The following is a 24847-nucleotide window of genomic DNA, read 5'->3' on the forward strand; positions in this document are numbered from 1 at the left end:
TCGCTGACGGCAACGGCATCGACATCTGCAATAAATTGCATGGACCGCCAAGAGCAGGGGCAGCAGTCTTTCCGCCCCTGCCTTGATGGTGCCACCATGCGCCGCTACGCCCTGTGCTTTCTCATTGTTCTGGCCATGCCCCTGCGCCTGGCAGCAGCGCGGGAGCCGACGCCCGAGCAGACGTTCGATCTCCTGATCAAGGCAATGTACGAGAACGACACCGGCGCCGTGCAGGCGCTGGGCGGGCCGCCAGCCGATGCGGACACCGACACGTTCACGCTGCCAGGCCTGTTGGTCACACGCCTGGAGAGCCTCAAGCGGAACACCGGCCCAGACGCTGCCGACGCTTCGGCACACCAGACCTGGGCGTCAGACGTTGTGGCCGGCTCCCGATGCAGGGCCGAGCGCAGCGAGATCTGGCACGACGTGATTGCCGGCACGCGGGTGGCCGATGTCCACTTCACCTGCCGCGTGGGTGACGTGGAGCGCCTCCGCCCCTTGTCTGATGCCGCCCTGTTCGGCGGAACCGATCAAGGCCAGGAACGACTCTGGAAGGCGTACATGACGATATTGCGCGATGGCCCCTACCGCACCATCAGCGGCTCCACCCGGCTTGTATCTTCTGCAGTCGATCACGGCTGGCAAAGCGCACAGGATGGATACCGGGGTGAACGACTGCGTTACGGCCGCATCGAACGCGATGTGGGAGAGGTGCTGATTGAAGCGCTGATCATGCAACTTCGTGACCAGTCCAACGAGACCATGCGCACCGCCATCATGCACGCCACCGGCCTGGACGAATGCGACAACCTTGTCGATCGGCATCGTCGCTGCATGGCCCGCATCGCGCCGCAGGAACTGGCCGGCGCCCACGAACTGGCCCGGGCACTGAGCACAAAGCACAAGGAGGTTTCCGAGACCGAGCTGGTACAGCAGTGCATAGCCCTTCGCCCCAGAGTGGAGGCATTGTGGAACCGGGATTGCAGATGAGCAGCCCCCGGCATCTGTCACCTGACAGGCTTTCGGATGTTCTGCATGGCAGCCGGAGTTGAATCGTTGCATGCTCTGCTGCGGTCCACGCGCGGACCCGTTCGTGCGGCCGCGTCATTTCCTGATACTGACGTTGACACCCCTGGCCCCCGGACTTCACGCTCAACTGGCATCCGCAACCGACCCTGCCTCGGAAAAGATCGTGATCGCCAACGTCCGGCTGCTCTCGCCATGGACGAGGACCAGCTTGTCGACTACCGCAACATCCCCGTCGCATCCTTCGTGCACCGGCAGCTCGAGCGCCGTCAGCACCAATAGAAGGCAAATGCGAGATTCACTCCCACCGCGGCGCGATGTCGGAGCCGCCATCGAAGCGTGGCTCTTCAGAGTGCCCGTTCAGTCCCTGCATTGTGAAGAGGCACCGGAAGGGTGGCAATGATGATTTCAAGGGCAACGGCTCGCTGGACGACAACACGGATGCAGGTCGCATCACTTATCCTGAGCGTCATATCTTGCGGTGCTTCGGGCGCATCATTGTCACCCGAACAGGAGTACACCCTCCAAGCACACGTGCTCCTGCAGGATGATGCCGAAGCCCGGCAGGTGCTCAGGACGCAGCATGGACACGCCGAGCCCTCCCAGGCCATCGACTGGCAGCCCATCATCGAAGATGTGCCTGCATGGCTTTCGCGCCAAGCCTTCCCCACGCCTGCAGTGACTACTACCGTGACCTTTGCGGAAGCATTGGCCGCCCGCCTCACCAGGGTTCGCTGTACTGCGCTGGACTTCACCCCATTGGGATCACCGGAAATCGGCCTGTACCGTCTGGTGTGCCAGCTTCCGGACATCGAGCCGCTGCGGAGCGACTATCTGGCGATGCATGCGGCCCCGGACAGTGAGCGGCTGGCGCGCGTCGATGCATTCTTCCTGCGCTGGGCGTCGCTGCTTCGCAATGCGCCGGACGTGGCGCGCTGCACTCCGGTGATCAGCAGGTACCAGGCGCGGTCCGGATCTGAACACGCCCAGCGCGCGCAGCAGTTGTACCAGACCATTCTGGGGCGACTGCTTCCATTCGATTCGTGGTTGGATGCACCTCTGTCGGAAGGCGCCGAAGAGACCTGCGATCCCTGATGGCTTCCGCCGGGCATGGCCCGGCACGACCGGATTCGACTACCGGCGCAGCAGCAACCGCAGGTCATCCCCCACCTGGCGCTGGTCGACCACGCGCAGGCGGCGCTGCTGGTCCATCGCCTCGATGCCAAGGCCGGCCAGCAGCGGACGACTGCTGTCGCCCAGCAGCGTGGGCGCCTGATACAGCAGCAGTTCGTCCACCCAGCCGCCGCGCAGCAGCGCGCCCGCCAGGGTGGCGCCGGCTTCGGTATGCACTTCGTTGATGCCACGCTCGGCCAGCAGCGCCAGCACCGCGCCCAGGTCCAGCCGCCCATCAATGCAGGGCACGCTGGCGAATTCGGCGTCGGCCGCATCCGGGGCGCTCACCGCTGCATCGTGCAGGTACAGCGTCGGTGCCCCGCCCTCGCGCACGCGGCTGCATTCAAGCGAACGCAGGCGCGAATCGAGCACGACGCGCAGCGGCGGCATCACCTCGGTGTCGGCCAGGCGCACGGTCAGCATCGGGTCGTCGGCCAGCACGGTATCGGCGCCGGTCAGGATCGCGCCCGCACGCGCGCGCCAATGCTGCACATCTTCGCGCGCGGCTGGACCGGTGATCCACTTGGAGCTGCCATCGGCCATCGCGGTACGGCCATCGAGGCTGGCGGCCAGCTTCACCCGCAGCCACGGGCGGTTGCGCTCCACACGCGACAGGAAGCCCTTGTTGATCTCGCGCGCCTGTGTCGCCATCAGTCCTTCGGCGACCTCGATGCCGGCGTTGCGCAGCAGATCGAAGCCGCCGCCATCGACCTTCGGGAACGGATCGCGCATCGCGGCAACCACGCGCGACACGCCCGCCTCGATCAGTGCCAGCGCACACGGTGGCGTGCGACCGTAGTGTGCGCAGGGTTCCAGCGTGACATAGGCGGTGGCACCGCGGGCCTCGTTGCCGGCCTCGCGCAGCGCGAACACTTCGGCGTGCGGTCCACCGGCACGCTGGTGCCAGCCCTGCCCGACCACACGTTCGCCATGGGCGATGACACAGCCGACCATCGGGTTCGGGCGGGTGGTGTAGGCAGCACGCTCGGCCAGGCGCAGCGCGTTGGCCATGTGCAGGTGGTCGAGGACGGAGAACGGGGTGCTCATGCGGCCATGGTAACGCCGCCGGTGTTGATCCATGCCATCAGTGCCAACCAAGGTTGGCACCCACCAGGGCAGAGGTGGTCAGCCCTTCTTCTTCTTGGTCAGGGCAATCACGTCGCCCAGCAGCTGCAGCTGTTCGGTACTGGACGGCAGGTCGCGTTCCAGCTTCTCGATCTCCTCGCGGAAATCGGCAACGTCCTCGAAGCTGCGGTACACCGATGCGAAGCGCACATAGCCCACATGATCGAGCTTGCGCAGTTCGTTCATCACGAACTCGCCGACCTTGATCGAGGGCACTTCGCGCTCGCCGCTGATGCGCAGCTGGTGAACCACCGCGCGCACCGCTGCTTCGATCTTGTCTTCGGCCACCGCACGCTTCTGCAGCGCGCGGTCGAAGCCAGCGCGGACCTTGCGCTGGTCGAACGCCTCGCGGGTGCCATCGCTCTTGACGATGGCCGGCAGCTTCAATTCAACCGTTTCCATGGTGCTGAAGCGCTCGCCGCAAGCCTCGCACTCACGCCGACGACGGATCGTCGCGCCGTCTTCAGAGACGCGCGAGTCGATGACCCGGGTATCGGCATGTTGGCAGAAGGGGCAATGCATGGAACGCCTGGCTCAGGGGGCAACCTAATTGCCATGGTCATGGCAGCGTCGCAAAGGTACCTGAGAAAGGCCCCCGCAGCAAATGCTGTCTGCGCGGAAGTGCCTGCATTTCAGCCGAACAGAGCCCTCAGCGCGGCCAGGGCTGTGCGCTCAACCGGGTGCCGGCGGCGCCGCGGCCGCGCGTGCCCAACGCAACCACACCAGATGCCCTGCCATCACCAGCAACGGCGGGCCAAGCCCGAGGAAGCCCAGCGTCGTTATCTCACCATGCTTGAAGGTGAAATACAGCGTGGCGGCGACCACGCCCAGCGCGGCGAGGGTCCCCAGCAGCAGCCCAATCCAAGCGACAAGCGGGGATTGGCGCAGACCATCGCGGCCGCGCCACAGGAAGAGCCCGGTCAGCCACATCCATGACAACAGACCGAGAAGTCCGGCCAACGACCACAGCGCGATCACCGTAGACTCGTTGCCGGCCAGGTACTTGCCGTCCACCACGTATATCAGGCCCAGCACCGCCACGGTGCCTCCTGCCGCCGCGGTGGGCAGGCCTACCAGCAGGCCTGCTATCCCCATCCATCGTTTGTGCTGCTGCTCATCCATGCGTTCCATTCCCTTTGATTGGCCGCGTCAGGCGCGGCGCTTGAGCCACACCAGCATGGCGGCCGGTACCAGCATCGACGGCCCCAGCAGCAATAGTTCCAACGCGGCGCCCCCCTGCTGGAAGCCGAACCATGCGGTCATCCAGAGAACCGGCAGCGCGGCCAGCCCACCGGCCAGCAGCAGCCACCACCAGATCGCGCGCACCTGCAGGCCGGCCCGGCCCTGCAGCAGGTAGCCGGCGCTGATCCACAGCCAGGCCAGGCAACCCGCCACGCCGGCCAGGCCCCACAGCAGTGGCACCAGATCGGGGGAGCGGTTGCCGCCGAAGGATTGCAGGCCAACAACCAAGAACATCACCGCGACCGCGCCGCCCATCGCCAGGCTGGGCAGGCCGAGCAGTACCGCCAACGCGGCGTACAGGTATTTGAGGCGACGCTCATCCATGAGCGGTTACTCCGATACCCGTGCTCGCACGGGCGGCACATCCACGGCATCGGCACGCGCACGCAGGAGCATCAGCATGCCGGTGGGCACCAGCAGCGACGGCCCAGCGAAGAGACCGCTCACCACCGCCGGGCCCAGCCCGGAGAAGGTATATATCGCCAATCCCAGCAACGGCAGGCCCGCCAGCACGCCCATGCCCAGCAACCACCACCAGCGTGGCGAGGCCGTGCGCAGGCCCTGCAGTCCATCACGCAACCAGATGACGCTGAGCGCGGCCCAGGCCACCAGGCCGGCAAGCGCGGCCGTTCCCCAGACACACATGACGGCAGCGAACCACAGCTTGTCAGCATCCAGCGAGACCAGGCCGATCACCCCCATGACCAGGGCGATGCAGGCGCCGACGCCGCCCATGAAAAGGCTGGGCAGGCCGAACAGCACGGCCAGCACGGCGTACACATATTTGAGGCGGCGCTCATCCATGCGCGAACACTCCGGTGCTGGGGTCAGAGCCCTTCCCTGCGGGAAGGGATCCGACCCCTGTTTCGATCAGCCGTAGACCGGGTACTTGCGGCACTGCGCGCTGACGGCGTCGCGCACGCGGGCGATGACAGCGTCGTCGTTCGGTGCATCAAGCACGTCGGCGATCCAGTTGGCCAGGTTCACGCAGTCCTGTTCGACGTAGCCACGGGTGGTCACCGCCGGGGTGCCCAGGCGCAGGCCCGAGGTCACGAACGGCGAACGCGGGTCGTTCGGCACCGAGTTCTTGTTGACGGTGATGTGGGCCTTGCCCAGCGCGGCCTCCGCGTCCTTGCCGGACACGTCCTTGCCGATCATGTCGACCAGCATCAGGTGATTCTGGGTGCCGCCGGAGACGATCTTGTAGCCGCGCGCGATCAGCGTGTTGGCCATCGCCTGGGCGTTCTTCACCACCTGCTGCTGGTAGGCCTTGAAGCCCGGTTCCAGTGCTTCCTTGAAGGCCACGGCCTTGCCGGCGATGACGTGCATCAGCGGACCGCCCTGGATGCCCGGGAACACGATCGACTGCAGCTTCTTGACCAGGTCTTCGTCGGCGCCCTTGGCGACGATGATGCCGCCACGCGGGCCGCGCAGGGTCTTGTGGGTGGTCGAGGTGACCACATGCGCGTGCTCCAGCGGGCTCGGGTAGACGCCAGCGGCGACCAGGCCAGCAACGTGGGCCATGTCGACGAACAGGTACGCACCGACCTTGTCAGCGATTGCGCGGAAGCGCGCCCAGTCGATCACCTGGGAGTAGGCCGAGAAGCCAGCCACGACCATCTTCGGCTTGTGCTCCAGGGCCAGGCGCTCGACTTCGTCGTAATCGATCAGGCCCTGGTCGTTCACACCGTACTGCACGGCGTTGAACAGCTTGCCCGAGGCGTTCACCTTGGCGCCGTGGGTGAGGTGGCCGCCGTGGGCCAGGCTCATGCCGAGGATGGTGTCACCCGGCTGCAGCAGGGCGAAGTACACGGCCTGATTGGCCTGCGAGCCGCTGTGCGGCTGCACGTTGGCATAGTCCGCACCGAACAGCTGCTTCAGGCGGTCGATCGCCAGCTGCTCGGCGATGTCAACGTATTCGCAGCCGCCGTAGTAGCGCTTGCCCGGGTAGCCTTCGGCGTACTTGTTGGTCAGCTGGCTGCCCTGGGCTTCCATCACCGCCGGGCTGGTGTAGTTCTCGCTGGCGATCAGCTCGACGTGGTCTTCCTGGCGCTGGGTCTCAGCGGCGATGGCCTTGGCCAGTTCGGGATCGTAGGATTCGATGCGGACGTCACGCGGGAACATCGGGTACTCCAGCAGGCAGGGAAAAGGGGTACGACTCAGCCCCCGATTGTAGCCCCGCACCGGCCCGCTGGGGCCGAAACAGACGGGGCCGGCATCCCCGAAGGAATCCGGCCCCGTATGGTTTCGATTGGCGTTGCGGGGTCAGCGCCCGCTGAGCACGTACTGGGCGATCACGCCGGTAGCGATGGCCACCAGCAGCATGTTGCCGCGGTCATCGCGGATCCAGTGGTGCCCGTACGGCGGACGGCGCAGGTGGTAGCGCGGGTAGTCATTCACCACGTAGACCGGGCCACGGTAGTAATCGCGGTAGGGCGAACCGACCCGCCAACCGTAGCCGCCATAGCGCGGCGGCGGCGGTGCCGGGCGATAGACCACGCGCGGCGGTGCCGGGCGGTAGTAGCGGTCATGGTCGCGGTGCCACTCACGGCGGTCCTGGCGGTAGTCGCGCCGGGCCTCGCGGCGGTCGCGCTCCCAGTCACGGCGATCCTGGCGCCACTCACGGCGGTCCTCCCGCCATTCGCGGCGGTCACGGTGGTCGTTGTCGGCGAATGCCGGGGCCACGGCGCCCAGCGCCAGCACAGAGGCCACGGCGCCGGCCATTACTCGATTGATGCGCATGTCAGACCTCTGCTCGGGTGGGTGGTGAACCCATATTGCGCACCCGATCTGAACCGTTTCCGGCTGGAAACGCTTCCCGCTGCAGGACTGTGACGAAGTATTCAGGCCACGGCCAGCCCGGGGGCCCCTCCCGGGCGCGGCCCGGAACCGGTTCCGGCTATAATTGGCGGTATTCCATTCCAGTCTGTGCCCGCTGCCGTAACGGGATGTTCCCGTGACGGGTCGGGCGCAGGGCCGCGCCTACGGAGACCGCATGTCCTCGCAATACATCTACACCATGAACCGCGTGTCCAAGGTGGTCCCGCCCAAGCGGCAGATCATCAAGGACATCTCGCTGTCCTTCTTCCCGGGCGCGAAGATCGGCCTGCTGGGCCTGAACGGCGCCGGCAAGTCCACCGTGCTGAAGATCATGGCCGGCGTGGACACCGATTTCGAGGGCGAAGCCCGCCCGCAGCCGGGCATCAAGGTCGGCTACCTGGCACAGGAACCGGAGCTGGACCCGACCAAGACCGTGCGTGAAGCGGTCGAGGAAGGCGTGGGCGAAGTGCTGCAGGCACAGGCCGCGCTGGACGCGGTGTACCTGGCCTACGCCGAGGAAGGCGCCGACTTCGACGCGCTGGCCAAGGAACAGGAGCGCCTGGAGGCGATCCTCGCCGCCGGCGATGCACACACGCTGGAAAACCAGCTGGATGTGGCCGCCGATGCGCTGCGCCTGCCGCCGTGGGATGCCGTGGTCGGCAAGCTGTCCGGTGGTGAAAAGCGCCGCGTGGCCCTGTGCCGCCTGCTGCTGCAGAAGCCGGACATGCTGCTGCTCGACGAACCGACCAACCACCTCGACGCCGAGTCGGTGGAATGGCTGGAACAGTTCCTGGCGCGCTACACCGGCACCGTGGTGGCCGTTACCCACGATCGCTACTTCCTGGACAACGCCGCCGAGTGGATCCTGGAACTGGACCGCGGCCGCGGCATTCCGTGGAAGGGCAACTACACCGACTGGCTGACCCAGAAGGACGAGCGCCTGAAGCAGGAAGACAACCAGGAAAAGGCTCGCCAGAAGGCGATCCAGAAGGAACTGGAGTGGTCGCGCCAGAACGCCAAGGGCGGCCGCACCAAGGGCAAGGCCCGTCTGGCCCGCCTGGAAGAGCTGCAGTCGGTCGATTACCAGAAGCGCAACGAGACCAACGAAATCTTCATCCCGCCGGGCGAGCGCCTGGGCAATGCGGTGATGGAGTTCAAGAATGTCTCCAAGAAGTTCGGCGACCGCCTGCTGTTCGACAACCTGAGCTTCCTGGTGCCGGCCGGCGCCATCGTCGGCATCATCGGCCCGAACGGTGCCGGCAAGTCGACCCTGTTCAAGATGATCACCGGCCAGGAAAAGCCGGATACCGGCGAGATCGTGGTCGGCCCGACCGTGAAGCTGTCCTACGTGGACCAGAGCCGCGACGCGCTGGAAGGCAACCACAACGTCTTCCAGGAAATCGCTGGCGGCCTGGACATCCTCAACATCAACGGCATCGAGATCCAGTCGCGCGCCTACATCGGCCGCTTCAACTTCAAGGGCCAGGACCAGCAGAAGATGGTCGGTTCGCTGTCCGGTGGTGAGCGCGGCCGCCTGCACATGGCCAAGACCCTGCTGCAGGGTGGCAACGTGCTGCTGCTCGACGAACCGTCCAACGACCTGGACATCGAAACCCTGCGTGCGCTGGAAGATGCGCTGCTGGAGTTCCCGGGCAACACCTTCGTCATTTCGCATGACCGCTGGTTCCTGGATCGCATCGCGACCCACATCCTGGCCTTCGAAGGTGATTCGCACGTGGAGTTCTTCCAGGGCAACTACCGCGAATACGAAGAGGACAAGCGCCGCCGCATGGGCGACGACGCTGCGCCGAAGCGCCTGCGCTTCAAGGCGCTGAAATAAGAAAGAAAGAAAGAACGGCCGCGCTCTGCGCGGCCGTTCTGCATTCTGGTAGGTCACCACCGTTGGTGGTGACGGAAGGCGTACCGACCAACGGTCGGTACCCACCATCAACGGTCGGTACCCACGACCAACGGGTTGAGATTTCCCCATGTCCCTGTTCGAGCGCCTGTTCCAGCTGCAGCAGCACGGCACCACCGTGCGCACCGAGCTGCTGGCCGGTGTCACCACCTTCCTGACGATGTCCTACATCGTCTTCGTCAACCCGGAAATCCTGGGGACCACGGGCATGGATGCCGGTGCGGTGTTCGTTGCCACCTGCCTGGCCGCTGCGCTGGGTTCGGCAGTGATGGCACTGGCGGCCAATTTCCCGGTGGGCATGGCGCCGGGCATGGGCCTGAACGCGTTCTTCGCCTTTACGGTGGTGGGCGCGGCCGGCCTGCCGTGGCAGCAGGCGCTGGGTGCGGTGTTCATTTCCGGCCTGGTGTTCCTGGTGCTGTCGCTGACCGGTGTGCGCGCATGGCTGGTGTCGGGCATTCCCTCATCGCTGCGCTCGGCCATCGTGGCCGGTATCGGCCTGTTCCTGGCGATCATCGCGCTGCAGAAGTCCGGCGTGATCATCGGCAATGAAGACACGCTGGTGGCACTGGGCCCGTTGAACACGGCACCGCCGCTGCTGGCCCTGGCCGGTTTCCTGCTGATCGCGGTGCTGGAAGCACGGCGCATCCGTGGTGCGATCCTGATCGGCATCCTGGCTGTGACCGGCGCGGGCTGGGCGCTGGGCGACGTGCAGTACCAGGGCCTGGTCTCGCTGCCGCCGAGCCTTGCACCCACCTTCCTGCAGCTGGACCTGCCGGGCCTGCTGCACCATGACGGCGGCGCGCCGCTGGCGGTGCTGCTGCAGGTGGTGCTGGTGTTCGTGCTGGTGGAAGTGTTCGATGCCACCGGCACCCTGTATGGCGTGGTCGGCCGCGCCGGCCTGCTGAAGCTGCCGGGCGCGCAGAAGCGCTTCGGCCGTGCGTTGCTGGCCGATAGCACCGCGATTGTTGCAGGCTCGATGCTGGGCACCAGCAGTACCACCGCCTTTGCCGAAAGCGCTTCGGGCGTGCAGGTGGGCGGCCGCACCGGCCTGACCGCGCTGGTGGTGTCGGCGCTGTTCCTGGCCGCGCTGCTGTTCTCGCCGCTGGCAGCGATGGTGCCCAGCTATGCCACCGCGCCGGCGCTGCTGTTCGTGGCCGGCCTGATGCTGCGCGAACTGGTGGAAGTGGACTGGAGCGACCTGACCGAATCGGTGCCGGCGGCGCTGTGTGCGCTGGCGATGCCATTCACCTACTCGATTGCCAACGGCCTGGCGTTCGGCTTCATCGCCTATGCCGCGCTGAAGGCCGGTACCGGGCGCTGGCGCGAAGTGCATCCGGCGGTGTGGCTGGTGGCGGTGCTGTTTACCCTGCGCTACGCGTTGGAGTGATGCCTGGCTGAGGGTCAGAGCCCATTGCTGCGCAATGGGATCCGATCCCATCGGTAGTGCCGGGCCATGCCCGGCGGATAGCACGCTCAGCGCTTGGGCTGCAGGCGGCCGTCGGCGGCGAAACGCCATCGTCCTTCGGCCCAGCCACGACCGAACAGCGCCAGCATCTGCGAGTAATAGGCCGGTGCGTCAGCACGCTGCTGCTCCGTACTGGGCAGACTGGCCAACAATGCATCGGCACGCTCCGCTTCGCCCTGCGCGATCAGATACGGCAGCAGTGCAGCGCGGAATCCGTAGTTGCCTTCACCCTGCCCCTGGCCACTGCGGGTGTCGATCTTCTCCCACATCGGTGCACCACTGCGCAGGCGCTGCAGCGGCCCGGACAGGGCCGCCAGCTGCGCACGGAACAACGGATCGCGCGGTGCGGTCATGCCTGCCCAGGTGTAGCAGCGGATGGCATCGTAGCTGCCGACCGCGCCACGCACCGGATCGACGACGAAGCGATCGCCTTTCCACGCCGCCCAGTCCGGTGCGAACCCGTGTGGGCTGGTCTGCTGCAACAGCTGCACGCTGTTGCGCGCCAGCGCCTGCCACGGCCCGCTACGATCCTCCACTGCAAAGCGGCGCAGCAGCGGCAGTGGCAGATAGCTGGGGTTGACCCGCGTGGCGTCCCCTTCGGTGAATCCCTGTGGGCCCGGCAGCAACATCGGGCCGAGCCCGGGCAGGTCCACGATCTCGCGTGCCCGCACCTGCGCGAGCATGCCCTCGGCGATGGCCTTCAACGCGGGACGCCGCCACAGCCGCGCGCCTTCCAGCAGCGCGTAGGCCAGCCAGAGATCGGAGTCCGAGGCCGGGTTGCCGTCCAGTACCCGCCAGCTTCCCTTGTCATCCCGCCCCCACAACCAGGCGGGCAGATGCTGGCGCATGTCGCCACCGGCGAGGTTGTCCTGGGTCCAGCCCAGGATGCGGTCGAACAGCGCCTGGTCGTTGTCGGCCAGGGCGAAGAACAACGCATAGGACTGGCCTTCGGAAGTGCTGCGCTGATCGTCCTGGCTGCGATCGATCATGCGTCCGTCGCGGCTCAGGCTGCTGTCGACCAGTACCTGCCAGGCCGGCCAGCGCGCTGCGGGCGCGGCCTGCGCGTGGCGCCAGCCAAGCAGCGGCAGCGTGGCGGCCGCCTGCAGCAGGCGCCGTCGCTGCAGGTCAGCGGAACTCGCCATATGGCACCAGTGGCGATACGGGCAACGGCAGGTTTCCCTGCCAGGGCTTGAAGGTGTAGCGCAGGTAGAGCTGGAACGAGTTTGGTGAGAAATCGCGGCTGCGCTGCAGGGTGCCGGCGGCGCCAAGCACGAAGTGGTCGCCCAGGCGGCGCTCGACCGCGCCGTACAGACGGTAGCCGGTGCCGGTGCTCCGGCTGTCGCCGGTATACAGGCCGGCCTCGTCCAGCCGCAGTGGGCCATACTGCGGCTCCAGCTGCTCGATCACGCGATCGATCAAGGCCTGGTCGGGGAAGCGGCTGATCGAGGACGTGCGCGCGCTGGACACGCTGACCGAGCCATCCACGCGCACCGACCACACGTCGTTGCGCCAGGCGAAGCTGACCGGCAGGCTCAGCGACGCATAGCGCTGAGGACTGTAGTAACCGCCCTGGCCCAGCGAGTAGCCGCCCAGGTCCTTCTGGTAGCGCCAGTACATCGCGGTAGTGCCCACGTCCAGCCGCATGTCGGGGCGCTGGATCAGCTTGTGATACCAGCCCACCATCGCGCGTGCGCGGGTGTTGTCGGCCACGTTGTGGCCGGTCAGCCGATGCCAGCTCCAGTTCGACCACACCCCATCACGGCCGCCCTGGTCGTAGCCGAGGCTGAAGGTCACGCCGTTGGCGGTGACGCCGCCCCAGCTGATGCCACTGCGCGGATCAACCGCGCCGGCCTGCGACAGCAGCGAATTGGTCATCGGCCGCCGCGACACCGTGGCGCCCCAGCCGAAGCGCCCGAGGTCGCCATTGAGGGTGACACCGCCGAGCCAGTTGCCGACCACGTAGTTGGATGGGGTGTGGCCGATATCCAGGTTCCAGCGGTCGTCCAGGGTGCGCCAGCCGACGGCGAAGCCAGCGCCGGAGGTGCGCCGCTGATGGACGAAACGGGTGCACCCTGGTGCGCGCAGGCGGCTGTTGTCGGCCTGCAGCAGATCCAGGTCGCAGCTGCCGAAATCCTCGTCGTAGGCGCCGTTCCCGTCGGTCTGGAAGCGGCCGGCGTCGAAGCTCACCTGTTCGATGCGCGCCCAGCCCAGGCCACCGGCAAACGGTGCGTCGAGATGCGCGATGCGGGTATCACGCGACAGCCGCGAGATGCCGGGTGTGCCGTCGCTGCGGCGGCCCGTATCCTGCATCACCGTCAGGGTGGGGTTCTCCTGCTGGTACAGGGTTTCCACGTCGCTGCGCAGGCTGCGCCGCAACCAGTCGTCGCCTGCGGTCTCGCGGCTGGCCAGGGTCAGCGCGCGGTTGTCGCGCGGCGTGGCCTGGCTGGAAGCCAACAGGCCGTTGTCGGCCATCGCCTGCGCGTACATGTCCAGCGCCTGCTGTGGATCATCGCGGCGCACCAGTCGTGCCGCGTCACGCCAGGACTGTGCATCGGGCCCGGCCTTGCGCGCCAGCAGCGCGCGCAGGATCGCCAGGGCCTTCGTGTCCTCGCGCAGGTCGGTCCAGATGGTGGCGAGCTGGCGCTGCTGGCCGATCCCGGCATCGTCCACTGCCGGCGGTGCGTCGTGCATCTGGCGGCGTGCGCTGGCCAGATCGCCGGTGCCGATCCAGGCCTGTACCTGGCCCAGCTGCGCATCCACATTGTCCGGCTGTGCAACAAGCACGCGCTGGTAGTAGTGCAGTGCCTGCGCATGATCGCCGCGCAGGCGCGCCCACTCGGCCATCAGCAGATCATTGTCGGTGCTGGACGGTTGCTGCTGCAGCAGCGCGATGGCTTCGGCCTCCCTGCCCTGCGCACGCAGATCCCACAGATGATCGACCAGCTGCTGCCGCTGCAGGCGCGCCGACAGCGCGCGGATGTCGTCGTCCCACTGCGCCTGCGGCAGCCCATCGAGCACCGCCAGCGCCTGCGGCAGCCGATCGGATCCCGACAGATAGAGCGCCTGCGCGTAGCGCGCCTCGGCACTGTCGTTGTGCGTGGCCATGTCGGCCACCACCACGTCGGCCTCCTCCTGCCGGCCGGCGGCGCGCAGCTCGTTGCCGAGCGCATAGGCCAGCCATGCATCGCCTGGCAGTTCGCCGCGCAGCTGCTGTCCCAGCGTGATCGCGGTGCTTGCATCACCGGCAGCCAACGCCTGCTCGCGGCGTTCACGCAGTCGACTGATCTGCAGCTGGCGCAGGTCTTCGGCATACAACCTGCGCTGGGCGGCAGGCAACGCGTTGATGAAGGCTTCCAACCGCTGCGGGTCGGTGCGGCCGTAGAGCTGCACCAGCTTGCGGATCACGTTGGCGTCGTTGGGCGCCACCCGACGGGCAACCTGCAACTGGCGTTCGGCTGCAGCGTCATCGCCGCGGGCCACGGCCACGTCGACCAGGCCCAGTGCAGCAGTGACGTCGCGGGGCTGCTGGCGACGCGCCTGCGCATACAGTCGCTCGGCCTCGTCCAGCCGGCCGGCCGCCAGCGCCGCATCGGCCTGGTCCAGCTGCAGCCAGTAGCGGGTGCTGGCAATCAGGTCACGCCATTTGTCGTTGCTGTCACCGGCCGGGGTGGCCTGGACCGCACGCTGGAAATAGTTGATGGCCTGCTCGCGGCGGCCCTGTCGCATCAGCGCCATGCCCAGCCCACCCAGCAGGTCGGGCTCGCGCGGATAGCCGCGCAGCGCCTGCAGGAAAGCGCGCTCGGCTTCTTCATTGCGGCCGGCATCGAGCAACTGCTGGCCGCGCAGGCCGGCGCGCCACGCCGGGTCGCTGACCCGCTTGTGCTGGTCGGTGTAGCGCTCGCGCACCAACGCGATGTCGGCAAACGTCGGGTTGCGGGTGATGAAGTCCTGCAGCCTGCGCACGCTGCGGTCATCGGCCGGCTGATCCTTCAGGTAGGCCCACTCGGCATCCGCCGCCATGCCGCGGGCTTCCGGATTGCGCCCCATGCGCTGCAGCGCGGCCAGCGCCTCGGCATCGCGGCCGGCAGCGAACAGCATCTGCGACAGCGCCTGCAGCAATGGCACATTGCCCGGATAACTGCGGTCCAGTTCGCTCAGCGCGCGGATCGCCTGTGCACGCCCATCCGCCTGGGCGCCGCGCAGGCGCCAGTACTCCAGGCCCAGCTGCAGGCCGGGCGGATCATCGTTGAACAGGCGCCGGTAGATCGCCAGTGCTTCGGCGCTGCGACCACCGGCAGCGAACAGACGCGCCTGCTGCAGATCCTGCTGCAGGTCACCGCGATAAGCCTGCCAGAGGCGCTCGCCGGCGGCCAGTTCACGGGTACCCGTGCCGATCTCGCGCAGGCGCTTCAGGGTCGCCTCGGCATCCTGCAGCTTCTGCTGCGACAGCTGCACTTCCAGGATCGCCACCAGCGTGCCGCGATCATCCGGTGCCAGCATGCGCAGCCGCGCCAGCGCGTCTTCGATCAGGCTCTGGCGGCCGGTGGCCTCGCCAATGCGCACCTGCTGCAGCAGCCACTGGCGCTGCTCGGCGACGGTTCCGCCCGGTGTATCGGGCAAGGCCTGCGCCGCGCAGGGCCCGGCACCGGCCAGTCCCAACAGGACCAGGCCGGAAGCGGTGATCAGCGGATGCCGCGTACGTATCATCAGTGCCCCGGGTCCAGGCGCTTGGCCGCGACCCAGCGCAGCGTGCGCCACAGCAGGAAGGCGACCATCAGCACCACCACCGTGGCCAGCACCGCCAGCAGCGCCGGGTGATCGGCCAGGTGGTACCACAGCAGCAGCCACCACGGCAGCGCGCCAACGTAGTAGTGATCGCCGACGAACTGGCTGTGAATGCCCGAGGTACGCAGGATCGCCACCGAACCGGCAATGGCTTCGCGCTTGCCGGTATCGCTGAGCGCATCGTCGAGCAGGCCGTAGTCGGCGGCATTGCTGGCGGCCAGCGAAACGATGCTGCGCTGCGCATGCTTCGGCGACTGCATGCCGATGATCGCGGCAAACGGTGCCTGCGCGCTCACTGCCACTTCGGTCACCGCCGGGTCGCCATCGCGGCTGCCACGGCGGGCCTGTTCCATCGCCTGCTGCGGCGACGGCGACTGGCCGTTGAGTAGACGCGTGCGCTGGTCGTCGATCAGCAGCGACAGCTGCTGGCTGCCGCGCAGCTCGGCCGGCAGGGCGCCCAGCATCAGCAGGTCCGCATCCAGCGCGCTGGCCTGCTTCCAGTCATTGGACAGGCGCAGGCCATAGGCCGGGTAGCCACTCTGCACGCCCAGCCCACCGATGAGGTTCAACAGCAGGCTGACCTGTGCTTCGCTGGCGCTGGAGGGCACCAGCACGACGGTCTCGGACAGATCGGCCATGCGGGTGAAGGGGAAACCACTGAGCGCGAATGCGGACAGGTCCGGCAGGCCCATGTAGTGATGGAAGCCGGAGAAGTCGATGGTCGAGTCTTCTTCGATCGCTGCCTGCAGGTTGGGCGGCAGCACGGTCTGGCAGTGGTCGCGTTGCGCACTGCCCATCACGCTGGCGAAGTTGAAATCGAACCGCAGCTGGTTGCGGTCGCCCAGTTTGAGCGCCGGAATCAGCAGACGCCCGTCGTCGGCACCGGCATCGCCGGCCAGCACCGGCAGGCGGATTTCCTCCAGGCCCTGCTTGCCGTTGCGACGCACCAGCGGGAAGCTGGAGATGAACTGATCGTTGATCGCCACGCCCAGCCGCGATTCATCGCTGCCGAACGGCGGCGTGTAGCGGTAGCGCAGGTTCAGCGGAATGCCCTGGTTGCGCCAGATGAACAGATCCGGCGGCAGGTTGAGGTTGACCGTGATCGGCTGCGGCGACACGCCGTTGGCGTGCAGCTGCTGCGGGTAATCGAGCAGTTCGGCCAAGCGGACGGCGCGGTCGGTACGCACCCAGTTCGGTGCGTCGTACGGCTTGCGTGGGGCCAGCGGCTTGATCTCGTCGACGCTGACCTGGCGGCCACGGAACAGCACGTTGCCTGCAGCCATCGCGGCCACTGCCTTCTGCAGGTCGTCATCGTTGCGGCCCAGCACCAGCAGCAGCTTGCGCTGCGGGTCTTCCGGCAGCGACATCAGTTCGATCACCGGGCCCTTGACCGGGGCATGGTTGGCGATCACTGGCGGGAACCTGCCGTTGACCGCCAGCACCACCGCGTGGCCCTTGTCCGGCAGCGTGCCGAAGCTGACCGGGAAGCGCGCCTGGCGCCACCAGCCGGACAGGCTGCCGAAGTACGAGGACATCACCGCCGCCGCACGCTGCTGCGCCAGGCTCGGTGCGGCAGCGAACACCACCGGCAGTTCCAGCCGTGCGGTATCGCGCGGATCGAAGAACGGCAGCGGGAAGTTGGCCAGGTCGTCCTGCATCGCCAGCGGCTGGCCGCCCAGGCGCAGCGTGCTGTTGCTGGACAGGTTGACCCACAGCGAGCTGTGCGTCGGCTCTTCGCAGATGTCGGTGTAGTGGCCGACGAACTCCAGCCGGACCTGGTTGAAATCGGCGATCAGGCGCGCGTCCAGCGGCAGCTTGGCCTGCACCGGGCGGCCCAGCTGGTCGTTGCTGATCGGCACCACGCCCATCATCGCGTCGTTGAGGTAGACCCGCAGGTGCGACAGGGTCGGCAACAGCGACGGTGACGGCGTGAAGCTCAGATCCAGCTCGGCATCGCGGACCAGGCGGTCACGGCGGACCTGGAACTCGAAGGTGGTGGCGTTGCGCACCCCCGACAACAGCGTGTCCTGGCGACGCCCCAGCTGCGCGAAGGTGTTCTGCCGCTGCCAGGGCCAGGCGCTGCCCGTCCAGGTCTGCGCCAGCGCGGGCTCGGCACCGGCGGCGGGAGGGGTGGCTGGCGCGGCCGGCACGCTCGGCACCGGCGGCGCGGCAGGCGCTGTGGTAGGAGGGGCGACCGGTGCCGGAGCAGGCGCGCCGTTGCCTGACGCCACGGGCAGGGCCAGCAGGGGCAGCAGCAGCCAGCGCAGAGAGGACGGAAGGGTCATGGACGAAGCCCTGGATCAGCGGCTGGGTCAGCCGGGTGGGAAGGAAGCGGACGTTGCGGAGCAAAACTGGCCAGCCATCGCAGCAGGCGACGGTTCCAGTGTGCCGGGCGGTCAAGGTCGAACGGTGCGAAATCACCCATCCGCCGATAGCCGCGCCAGCCCAGGACCAGCACGCTCCACAGGCTGCGCGGCAGGCTCTTGGGTTGGTAACCGGCGTGCCAGTCGAGCCAGGCATCGGCGCGGGCAAACGTGCACTGGGCGAACTCCACGCGCTGGCGTTCGTCCTCGAACAGCAGCAGCAGGCCCAGTCGCTGGCCGACGGTGCGCTGCACCCGCGCCGGGAACGCGAATTCGCGGCGGCCCCGCCCCAGCAGCACCTGCACGCGCTGGCCCTCGGCCAGCTGTGCGTCTTCGCCGAGTTCAACGCCTACGCCATCGTTGGAATAGTCCTGCAGCACGCCGCGCAGGCGGCGGCCATCAGGCACCTGCAGCGCCATCGGCAGGTGGGTGGTGACGCGATGCGTGCGCCGCACCTGCTGTACTTCTGCGGCCACCGCCAGCGCACCGCCGATGATCAGCAGGTTGTACAGCACCCACAGCGAGCTGACGACCACCGTGCCGCGTTCATCGAGCGGCCCGTGCATGAAGCGCCACACGGCAAAGCACAGGCCAAGCACGTTCAGCAGCGCCAGCACCAGGTAGGGCTGCGCCACGCGCCAGTCGAATCGGTCGCCGGCCTGGGTGCCGCCCTTGTCGGTGACGTTGAATTTGCCACGGCCCGGGCTGAACAGTGCCACGGTGGTGGGACGCGCGATGTACCAGGCCAGCACCGTCTCGTACACCTCGCCCCAGAACGGCCGCCGGTACTTGCCCTGGATGCGTGCGTTGGTGAGGCTGGCGTGGGCCATGTGCGGCACCACGAACAGCAGGATGGCCAGCGCCGGCGCATAGATGATGTAGACGTGCAGCAGCAGGAACGCCAGCGGCGCGGTGAGGAACACCAGGCGTGGAATGCCGGCCAGGAAATGCAGCATCGCGTTGGCGTAGCAGAAGCGCTGGAACAGGCTCAGGCCTTTGCCCAGCAGCGGGTTGTCGATGCGGAAGATCTGCACCATGCCGCGCGCCCAGCGGATGCGCTGGTTGACGTGCGCGCCGAGGCTGTCGGTGGCCAGGCCGGCCGCCTGCGGAATGCGCAGGTAGGCCGAGTTCCAGCCCTTGCGATGCAGGCGCAGCGCGGTGTGTGCATCTTCGGTGACGGTTTCGGTGGCAAACCCGCCGATGGCATCGATGGCCTTACGCCGCAGTACTGCGCAGGAGCCGCAGAAGAACGCCGCGTTCCACAGGTCGTTGCCGTCCTGCACCAGTCCGTAGAACAGCTCGCCTTCGTTGGGGTCGCTGCGGAACACCTGCAGATTGCGTTCGAACGGATCGGCCGAGAAGAAGTGGTGCGGGGTCTGCACCAGCGCCAGTTTCGGGTCGCGCAGGAACCAGCCGCAGGTGATCTGCAGGAACGAACGCACCGGCAGGTGATCGCTGTCGAAGATGGCCACCAGCTCACCATCAATCAGAGTCAACGCATGGTTGAGGTTGCCGGCCTTGGCGTGATGGTTGTTCGAGCGGGTGATGTAGTTGACCCCGGCGCGCTCGGCGAACTCGCGGAAGTCCTCACGCTTGCCATCATCGAGGATATGGATGCGCAGCTTGTCGGCCGGCCAGTCCAGGCCCATCGCTGCGTACACGGTGTGCCGCACCAGCGCCAGGTCTTCGTTGTAGGTGGGAATCAGCACATCCACCGTCGGCCACTGGTGGATATCGGCCGGCAGCGGCGCCGGGCGGCGACGCAGCGGCCAGGCCACCTGCACGTAGCCCAGCATCAGCACCAGCCACGAATAGGTTTCCGCCGCCAGCAGCACCACGCCACAGACCAGGTCGAAGGTGCTGTTCCAGTTCAGCGTGGCGGTATAGCGCCACCACAGGTAGCGACAGGACACGGTGATCGACAGCACCACCAGCACCAGCGTCGCATAGCGCCCCTGCATGCGCCGTACCAGCAGCGCGATGACCCACAGCAGCAAGACGAACACGAACTGCGCGAGATAGGTGAACGGCTGGGTGATGCACAGCGCCGCCAGCCCCAGCGTGGCCAACCCGACCAGCAGGGTCAGCACATGCCGCGAACGTGGCGACAGGCTGCCCACCTTGCGGCCGAACCAGGCCGCCACACGGCTGTTCCAGAATTCACTGGGCGCATCGCGCATCGCGCGCAGATAGCGCAGGCGGCCGCGACCGGCCGCGCCACGCAGTTCGGCAATGCGTTCGCGACGGGCCTGAGCCAACCGTTGCCGCCTCAGCGAAGGCTGCGGTACCAACCGCACCACCGACAGCCACATGGCCTGGATCAGCAACCGCAGTGGATCGCCAGGGCGCCAGCGACGGTCGCCCTGGATCTGCGGGAAGGCGTTGCGCAGGCGCGGGGCCTGTGCCTGCCACGCTGGCCCTTCCAGGCGCAGGAATGCCCAGCCCACGCATTGCAGCAACCACAGCAGCGACCGGGTCGGCCAGGACGCATGCACGCGTTCGCGCAGGCGCCCCCAGCCCAGGTAGTAGACGCGGGCGCCCATCAGCGTGCCCCCATCGCGGCCTGGCGCCGTGCGGCCTCGGCCAGGCACCACAGCACCAGGCCATCGACATCGGCAGCGGCCAGCGAATCGGTCGCATAGCGCCCCAGTGGCTGCTTGCTGGCCAGTGCGGAGGGCACCCGCGCATCCTCGTGCAGCGGCTGCGGCACCAGCCGCGCGCCGTGCGCGTGCAGCCACAGCTGCATCAGGTCGCGCTGCACCGGAATGACCGGATCGTAGCGGTTGGCCAGCAGCAGGCGGGTGTCATCCGGCTGCCGTTGCAGGAACACATGGCTGACCGGATCGACACAGGCCAGGCGCAGCGGCAGCGTGCAGCGCGCGTGCTGGTTGACGGCCGCAGCGTGCGCCGGCAGGCGCTGCGGCAGGTCGAACAGGATCCAGTCGAACTGGGTCTCCAGCAGCGGAATGCGCTCGGCCCAGGTGGCCGGTGCCTGCTGCAGCTGCTGTTCGATGCGCATCGCGGCCTCGGCGTCGACACGACCATAAGGCAGCACCGCGAGTCCTGCTGCGACGGCGTAGGCGGCATCACGCCAGTCCGTACCGTCCAGCTGTGCGCGCGCCCAGCCGGTGTCCACGTCGACAGGCAGGCCGAGGTGCAGGCCGAGCATCTGGTCCGGGCTGCATTCGACCAGCAGCACACGCTGCCCCTGGGCATGCAGGCCCTGGCCCAGCGCGGCCAGCACCGTGGTGACGCCGGTTCCGCCATGGATGCCCTGCAGCGACAGCAAGGTGTTCATCGGCGCGGCTCCAGCTCGGCCAGCAACGGCCAGCGCGCCAGTGCCCGTGCGCGTTCCCGCTGGGCCGAGAAGTCCACATAGGGCAGCCCCGGCATGTCCAGGCTGCGGCGCAGCAGGTCGATGTCGTCCTCTTCCACGGACAGCGTGACCGGCACGGCAAGAATGTCGGCAGGCATCAGCGGGCCTCCTCCGGGTAGGGGCTCCAGGTCTGGCTGCCCTGCAGCTGCAGCCAGGGCTTGCCGGCGTACTCGATGACCTTGGCGCCTTCGTTCTCCGATACCGACGGCGTCTGCGGCAGCCCCTTCAGCAGGCTGTCCCAGTTGCGCTCGCTCGGCGGCGACTGGGCGTTCAACGCGTACACACGCGACACCAGCTCGGACACCGCCAGGTAACTGCTCGGTTCGGGGACATGACGCGGGCCGCCGGCCGCCGGTGCGCCCATGCCGATCAGCTTCACGCCCACCGGCACGTGGGTGATCGACGGGCTGGGGATCTCACGCATGCCCGGAATCTGCATGCGGTCGCCATGCAGGGCCGCGCCATGCTCGGGCACCACCACGATCATCGCGCGGCGGCCACTCTTTTCCACCGCGTCGACGAATCCGGCCATGTCGCCCAGCACCATTTCCGCACGTGCCTTGTAGTCGGCGGCGTTGGAGCGGCCATCGGCACCAACGATACGGTTGCCATCGTGCAGCGAGATCGTGTTGTAGAACAGCGCCACCTGCTGGCTGGAACCGGCCATCCTCTGCTTCCACCAGGCCATCAGCACATCGCCATCGCGGCGCAACGGCGACTTGTCGAAGGCCACCAGCGCGGTCGGAAATGCGCTGATATCCATCGGCTGCGCCTGCAGCCCGCCATACTGGTGCAGTTCACCGATGAAATCGTCGAAGTGGCCGTCATGGTTCATCGCCAGCTCGCTCTGGAAGCCCAGATGCTGCAGGTTCGAGAACAGCTGGCACTCGGCCGGCACCGGATCGAACAGCCCGGTATGCGAGGTCTGGCCACAGCTGGCGCGCAGCAGGCGGATCGCCGCCGGACCGCTGTAGGCCGTCGCCGAGTTGAAGTCGTCGAACACCACGTCCATGTGATCGAGCAGGTTGTTCTGGCGCAGCCCCACTTCATCCAGATCGCTCCATGCCAGCGAGCAGATGTTGAGGATGATGACGTCGAAGGGCGCGCCGCTGCCCGGTGCCGGGAAACTGGTCTTCAGGCTGGCCTGCTGCTGGTAGAAGCTGGCCAGCCATGCATTGAGCGTCTCGTTGTTGGCCGGCGGCAGGCCGCCACCTGGGGTGCCGCCGGCGCTGGCGGTAGCCGCGGTGGCGGTACCCTGCCCCCAGTTCCAGCCCGCCGGCACCGGTACCGCCATCACTGCCAGGCCAAGCATGCCCAGCACGCTCAGGGTGGTGATGCGCAGCCACGGCTTCAGCAGTACGTAGGCCAGCACCAGCATCGCCAGCACCGCCACCATCTGCCAGTTGATGAAGCGCTGGGCCAGCTCAAGCCAGTAGTCCGCCGAGAAGTCCAGCACGCCAGGCTGCACCAACAGGCGCCGGAACGGCGGCCACCAGGTGTCCTGGTAGTACAGGGCCACGCCTACCGGTACCGCGACGACAGTGCGCGCGATGCGTGCCCAGCGCCAGCGCAGTGGAATCAGCAGCGCGCCCAGGAACAGCAGGTTGGGCAGGATCTTCAGATCCAGCGCGCCCATCCAGGCCAGTACCACCTTGGACAGGAAATACAGGTTCCAGCCGCGCAGGTCGGCCCAGGCAAAGGGAGATGCGGGAACTGCCTGCGGACTCATGCCGCCCTCCGCGGTGCGCGCTGGCGCACACCGGCACGGCGCAGGTGGCGGGGCGGCAGCCAGCGCGCGACACGGCGGCGCAGCCCGCGCCACAGCGTACCGAGCATGGCACCGAAGGGAATCATCACCAGTGCGCAGGCGACGATCAGGGTCCAGAGTTGCTGGTCGGTAGTCATGCGCGATCTCCCAGTCGCAGCGGCCTCGGGGCGGTGAGAACCGGCGCCTCGAGCGCCGGGGCCACGGCCGGCAGGATCGCAGGGGCTTCAGGCAGTACCTCGGCCTCCGGATCGCTGCTGCGCGCATTCATCGCTGCAATGTCGTACTCGGCCAGACGCTGGTAGCCATCGAACAATTCGCGCCAGGGCAGGCGGAACAGATTGCCCAGGGCCTGCTCGACCGCATCACGCCGGCAGCCAAACAGGAACAGCCGTACCTGCCCGCGATAGACACAGGCCAGATCGCCCTGGCGGCGGATGCGCAGCTGCTGCAGGGTCTGCTCGGCACGCAGGCCGGCCACCGGCTGCAGCGCCAGCACGGCGCTTTCCACCGCGCTGCCATCCTGATCGATGCGTTCACCTGCGACCTGACGGAATCGTGCGGCGTTGACCAGGCCACTCACCGAAGGCGGTCGATGCGCACGGATCAGCGGCTCTGGATCTTCAGCCAGCTGCCCCTGCCAACGCTGACGCTGCACGGTATCCAGCAGGGTCAACAGACGCGGCAACGGGGTGTCGGCGGGCACCACCAGGCTGCAGCCGCACTGCATCAGCAGGCGCTCATCGGCATAGCGCAGGCAGGGCTGCAGCTCGCGCACCACCAGTTTCAATGCGTTGCCGCGTTCGCGGCGCAGGCGGTGCAGCAGGCGGGCCAGTGCATCCACCTGGGCATTCTCGTCGATGGCCAGCACCACGGTGGCCTCGCGCGCCTGCAGCGCGGCGGGCAGCAATCCGCCCCAGCCGTCATACAGGCGCCAGGCCGCCGATAGTGGCGGCGCACCTTCCAGTACTTCGGTCTGGGCCAGGTAGACATCGCGGTCACTGCCGCTGGCCGAACCGATCGCCGTCCCGGCGGCATCGGCCTCGGCCAGATGGCGCAGCCCTCGGCTTTCCTGCTCGACGCCGAACGCTCGCTGGGCCACCACACCATGACTGTTGGACCAGTAATGCAGCAGCAGCTGCAGGGCGCCGCGATGCGGATGCAGCTGGGCCACGCCGGCGCAGCTGCGGTTCAACGCCAGCAGACGTGGCGCAAGCGTCGCCACTTCGCCATGGCACAGCAACAGCAGCACCTGCTGCGCCTGCACGGCCCATTCCTGCAGCTGCTGGCACCAGCGCGCCAGGCGGGCATCATCCCAGCCGTCCAGCGCCGCCACCGGGAACTGCACCAGGCTGAGCCGGGTACGCGCCGAGGCGGTGCGCGGCAGATCGCCGATCAGCCCGCGCAACGCCTGCTGCATGCCGTGGTGCGAGCGCTGGAACAGGCGCAGGCGGGACGGTCCCTGGTCGGCAGGCAGCAGCGCCAGCATCGCTTCGGCCCCCCGCCCCAGCGTGACCAGCACGGCCTCGTCCAGTGCGTCGGCCGTGGCCAGCACGCCGGCACCAAGCAGGTCCGTCGGCGCGCTGCCGGCAGCCACCACCCAGTACAGGCCTCCGCTGCGCATCTCGACGAACTCGGCGGGCAATCCGGCAATGGCAAGGTGGGTCGCTGGCACGCCGGATCCTTTCATTGCCCCTCATCCGGGCGGGAAGCCCGGCAGTGGAGGCATTGCGGTGAAAAGGAGGTCATTTCCATGACGTACATCACATTCATGTTTCTGTACGGCAAT

20 protein-coding genes are annotated in these 24847 nt (G+C 67.6%); 4 read left to right on the plus strand and 16 right to left on the minus strand.

Annotation, left to right across the window (positions count from 1 at the left end; all coding sequences use genetic code 11):
- The first annotated feature begins 96 nt into the window (after positions 1–96).
- On the plus strand, positions 97–990 hold the full coding sequence (locus AC5P57_RS19810) for a hypothetical protein (protein ID WP_143567679.1): 894 nt from the start codon (positions 97–99) through the stop codon (positions 988–990).
- Positions 991–1425: 435 nt separating this feature from the next.
- On the plus strand, positions 1426–2121 hold the full coding sequence (locus AC5P57_RS19815; RefSeq protein WP_262234534.1) for a hypothetical protein: 696 nt from the start codon (positions 1426–1428) through the stop codon (positions 2119–2121).
- 39 nt (positions 2122–2160) lie between these two features.
- Here the strand turns inward: AC5P57_RS19815 and ribD are convergent, their stop codons facing one another.
- From ribD to AC5P57_RS19850, 7 genes are all read right to left on the minus strand, one after another.
- Positions 2161–3246, minus strand: a complete 1086-nt coding sequence (ribD, locus tag AC5P57_RS19820) for a bifunctional diaminohydroxyphosphoribosylaminopyrimidine deaminase/5-amino-6-(5-phosphoribosylamino)uracil reductase RibD (protein ID WP_262234533.1) — start codon at positions 3244–3246, stop codon at positions 2161–2163.
- A 78-nt stretch (positions 3247–3324) separates the two neighbouring features.
- Positions 3325–3846, minus strand: a complete 522-nt coding sequence (gene nrdR, locus AC5P57_RS19825; RefSeq protein WP_004143350.1) for a transcriptional regulator NrdR — start codon at positions 3844–3846, stop codon at positions 3325–3327.
- A 150-nt stretch (positions 3847–3996) separates the two neighbouring features.
- A complete protein-coding gene (locus AC5P57_RS19830) occupies positions 3997–4446 on the minus strand; it encodes a hypothetical protein (RefSeq protein ID WP_099553692.1) in 450 nt (149 codons plus the stop codon).
- Between the two features lie 27 nt (positions 4447–4473).
- Positions 4474–4890, minus strand: coding sequence for a hypothetical protein (locus AC5P57_RS19835; protein WP_099553559.1), 417 nt, complete (start codon positions 4888–4890; stop codon positions 4474–4476).
- 6 nt (positions 4891–4896) lie between these two features.
- Positions 4897–5370, minus strand: a complete 474-nt coding sequence (locus tag AC5P57_RS19840; RefSeq protein ID WP_099553557.1) for a hypothetical protein — start codon at positions 5368–5370, stop codon at positions 4897–4899.
- A gap of 66 nt (positions 5371–5436) precedes the next feature.
- Positions 5437–6690: a serine hydroxymethyltransferase gene (gene glyA, locus AC5P57_RS19845; protein WP_099553554.1), complete on the minus strand. Its 1254-nt coding sequence runs from the start codon at positions 6688–6690 to the stop codon at positions 5437–5439.
- Between the two features lie 141 nt (positions 6691–6831).
- A complete protein-coding gene (locus AC5P57_RS19850) occupies positions 6832–7308 on the minus strand; it encodes an RcnB family protein (RefSeq protein ID WP_262234532.1) in 477 nt (158 codons plus the stop codon).
- Between the two features lie 253 nt (positions 7309–7561).
- Between AC5P57_RS19850 and ettA the strand changes: the two genes are divergently transcribed.
- The gene (gene ettA / locus AC5P57_RS19855) at positions 7562–9226 is read left to right on the plus strand and encodes an energy-dependent translational throttle protein EttA (protein ID WP_005412220.1); all 1665 of its coding nucleotides are present in this window, start codon (positions 7562–7564) and stop codon (positions 9224–9226) included.
- 148 nt (positions 9227–9374) lie between these two features.
- Positions 9375–10691, plus strand: coding sequence for an NCS2 family permease (locus AC5P57_RS19860; RefSeq protein WP_099553550.1), 1317 nt, complete (start codon positions 9375–9377; stop codon positions 10689–10691).
- Between the two features lie 86 nt (positions 10692–10777).
- Here the strand turns inward: AC5P57_RS19860 and bcsZ are convergent, their stop codons facing one another.
- Genes bcsZ through AC5P57_RS19905 form a run of 9 tightly spaced genes read right to left on the minus strand, consistent with a single transcriptional unit; the run spans position 10778 to position 24748 of the window.
- Positions 10778–11911 carry a cellulose synthase complex periplasmic endoglucanase BcsZ gene (bcsZ, locus tag AC5P57_RS19865; protein WP_142807232.1) on the minus strand — a complete coding sequence of 378 codons (1134 nt, stop codon included), beginning with the start codon at positions 11909–11911 and terminating at the stop codon, positions 10778–10780.
- Positions 11895–15476, minus strand: a complete 3582-nt coding sequence (gene bcsC, locus AC5P57_RS19870; RefSeq protein ID WP_495219762.1) for a cellulose synthase complex outer membrane protein BcsC — start codon at positions 15474–15476, stop codon at positions 11895–11897. The genes bcsZ and bcsC overlap by 17 nt, the downstream gene beginning before the upstream one ends.
- The gene (bcsB, locus tag AC5P57_RS19875; RefSeq protein WP_262234529.1) at positions 15476–17839 is read right to left on the minus strand and encodes a cellulose biosynthesis cyclic di-GMP-binding regulatory protein BcsB; all 2364 of its coding nucleotides are present in this window, start codon (positions 17837–17839) and stop codon (positions 15476–15478) included. Before bcsB ends, bcsC begins: the two co-directional genes overlap by 1 nt.
- Complete coding sequence (bcsA, locus tag AC5P57_RS19880; RefSeq protein WP_049451378.1) at positions 17836–20460, minus strand: UDP-forming cellulose synthase catalytic subunit; 2625 nt, start codon at positions 20458–20460, stop codon at positions 17836–17838. The genes bcsB and bcsA overlap by 4 nt, the downstream gene beginning before the upstream one ends.
- The gene (bcsQ, locus tag AC5P57_RS19885) at positions 20460–21215 is read right to left on the minus strand and encodes a cellulose biosynthesis protein BcsQ (RefSeq protein ID WP_099553544.1); all 756 of its coding nucleotides are present in this window, start codon (positions 21213–21215) and stop codon (positions 20460–20462) included. Before bcsQ ends, bcsA begins: the two co-directional genes overlap by 1 nt.
- Positions 21212–21391, minus strand: a complete 180-nt coding sequence (gene bcsR, locus AC5P57_RS19890; protein WP_049451376.1) for a cellulose biosynthesis protein BcsR — start codon at positions 21389–21391, stop codon at positions 21212–21214. Before bcsR ends, bcsQ begins: the two co-directional genes overlap by 4 nt.
- Complete coding sequence (gene bcsG / locus AC5P57_RS19895; RefSeq protein WP_099553542.1) at positions 21391–23022, minus strand: cellulose biosynthesis protein BcsG; 1632 nt, start codon at positions 23020–23022, stop codon at positions 21391–21393. The genes bcsR and bcsG overlap by 1 nt, the downstream gene beginning before the upstream one ends.
- A complete protein-coding gene (bcsF, locus tag AC5P57_RS19900) occupies positions 23019–23198 on the minus strand; it encodes a cellulose biosynthesis protein BcsF (RefSeq protein ID WP_033836073.1) in 180 nt (59 codons plus the stop codon). The genes bcsG and bcsF overlap by 4 nt, the downstream gene beginning before the upstream one ends.
- On the minus strand, positions 23195–24748 hold the full coding sequence (locus AC5P57_RS19905; protein WP_262234528.1) for a cellulose biosynthesis protein BcsE: 1554 nt from the start codon (positions 24746–24748) through the stop codon (positions 23195–23197). Before AC5P57_RS19905 ends, bcsF begins: the two co-directional genes overlap by 4 nt.
- Between the last annotated feature and the right edge of the window lie 99 nt (positions 24749–24847).

Source organism: Stenotrophomonas sp. YJH_SMC_79 (assembly GCF_059367995.1).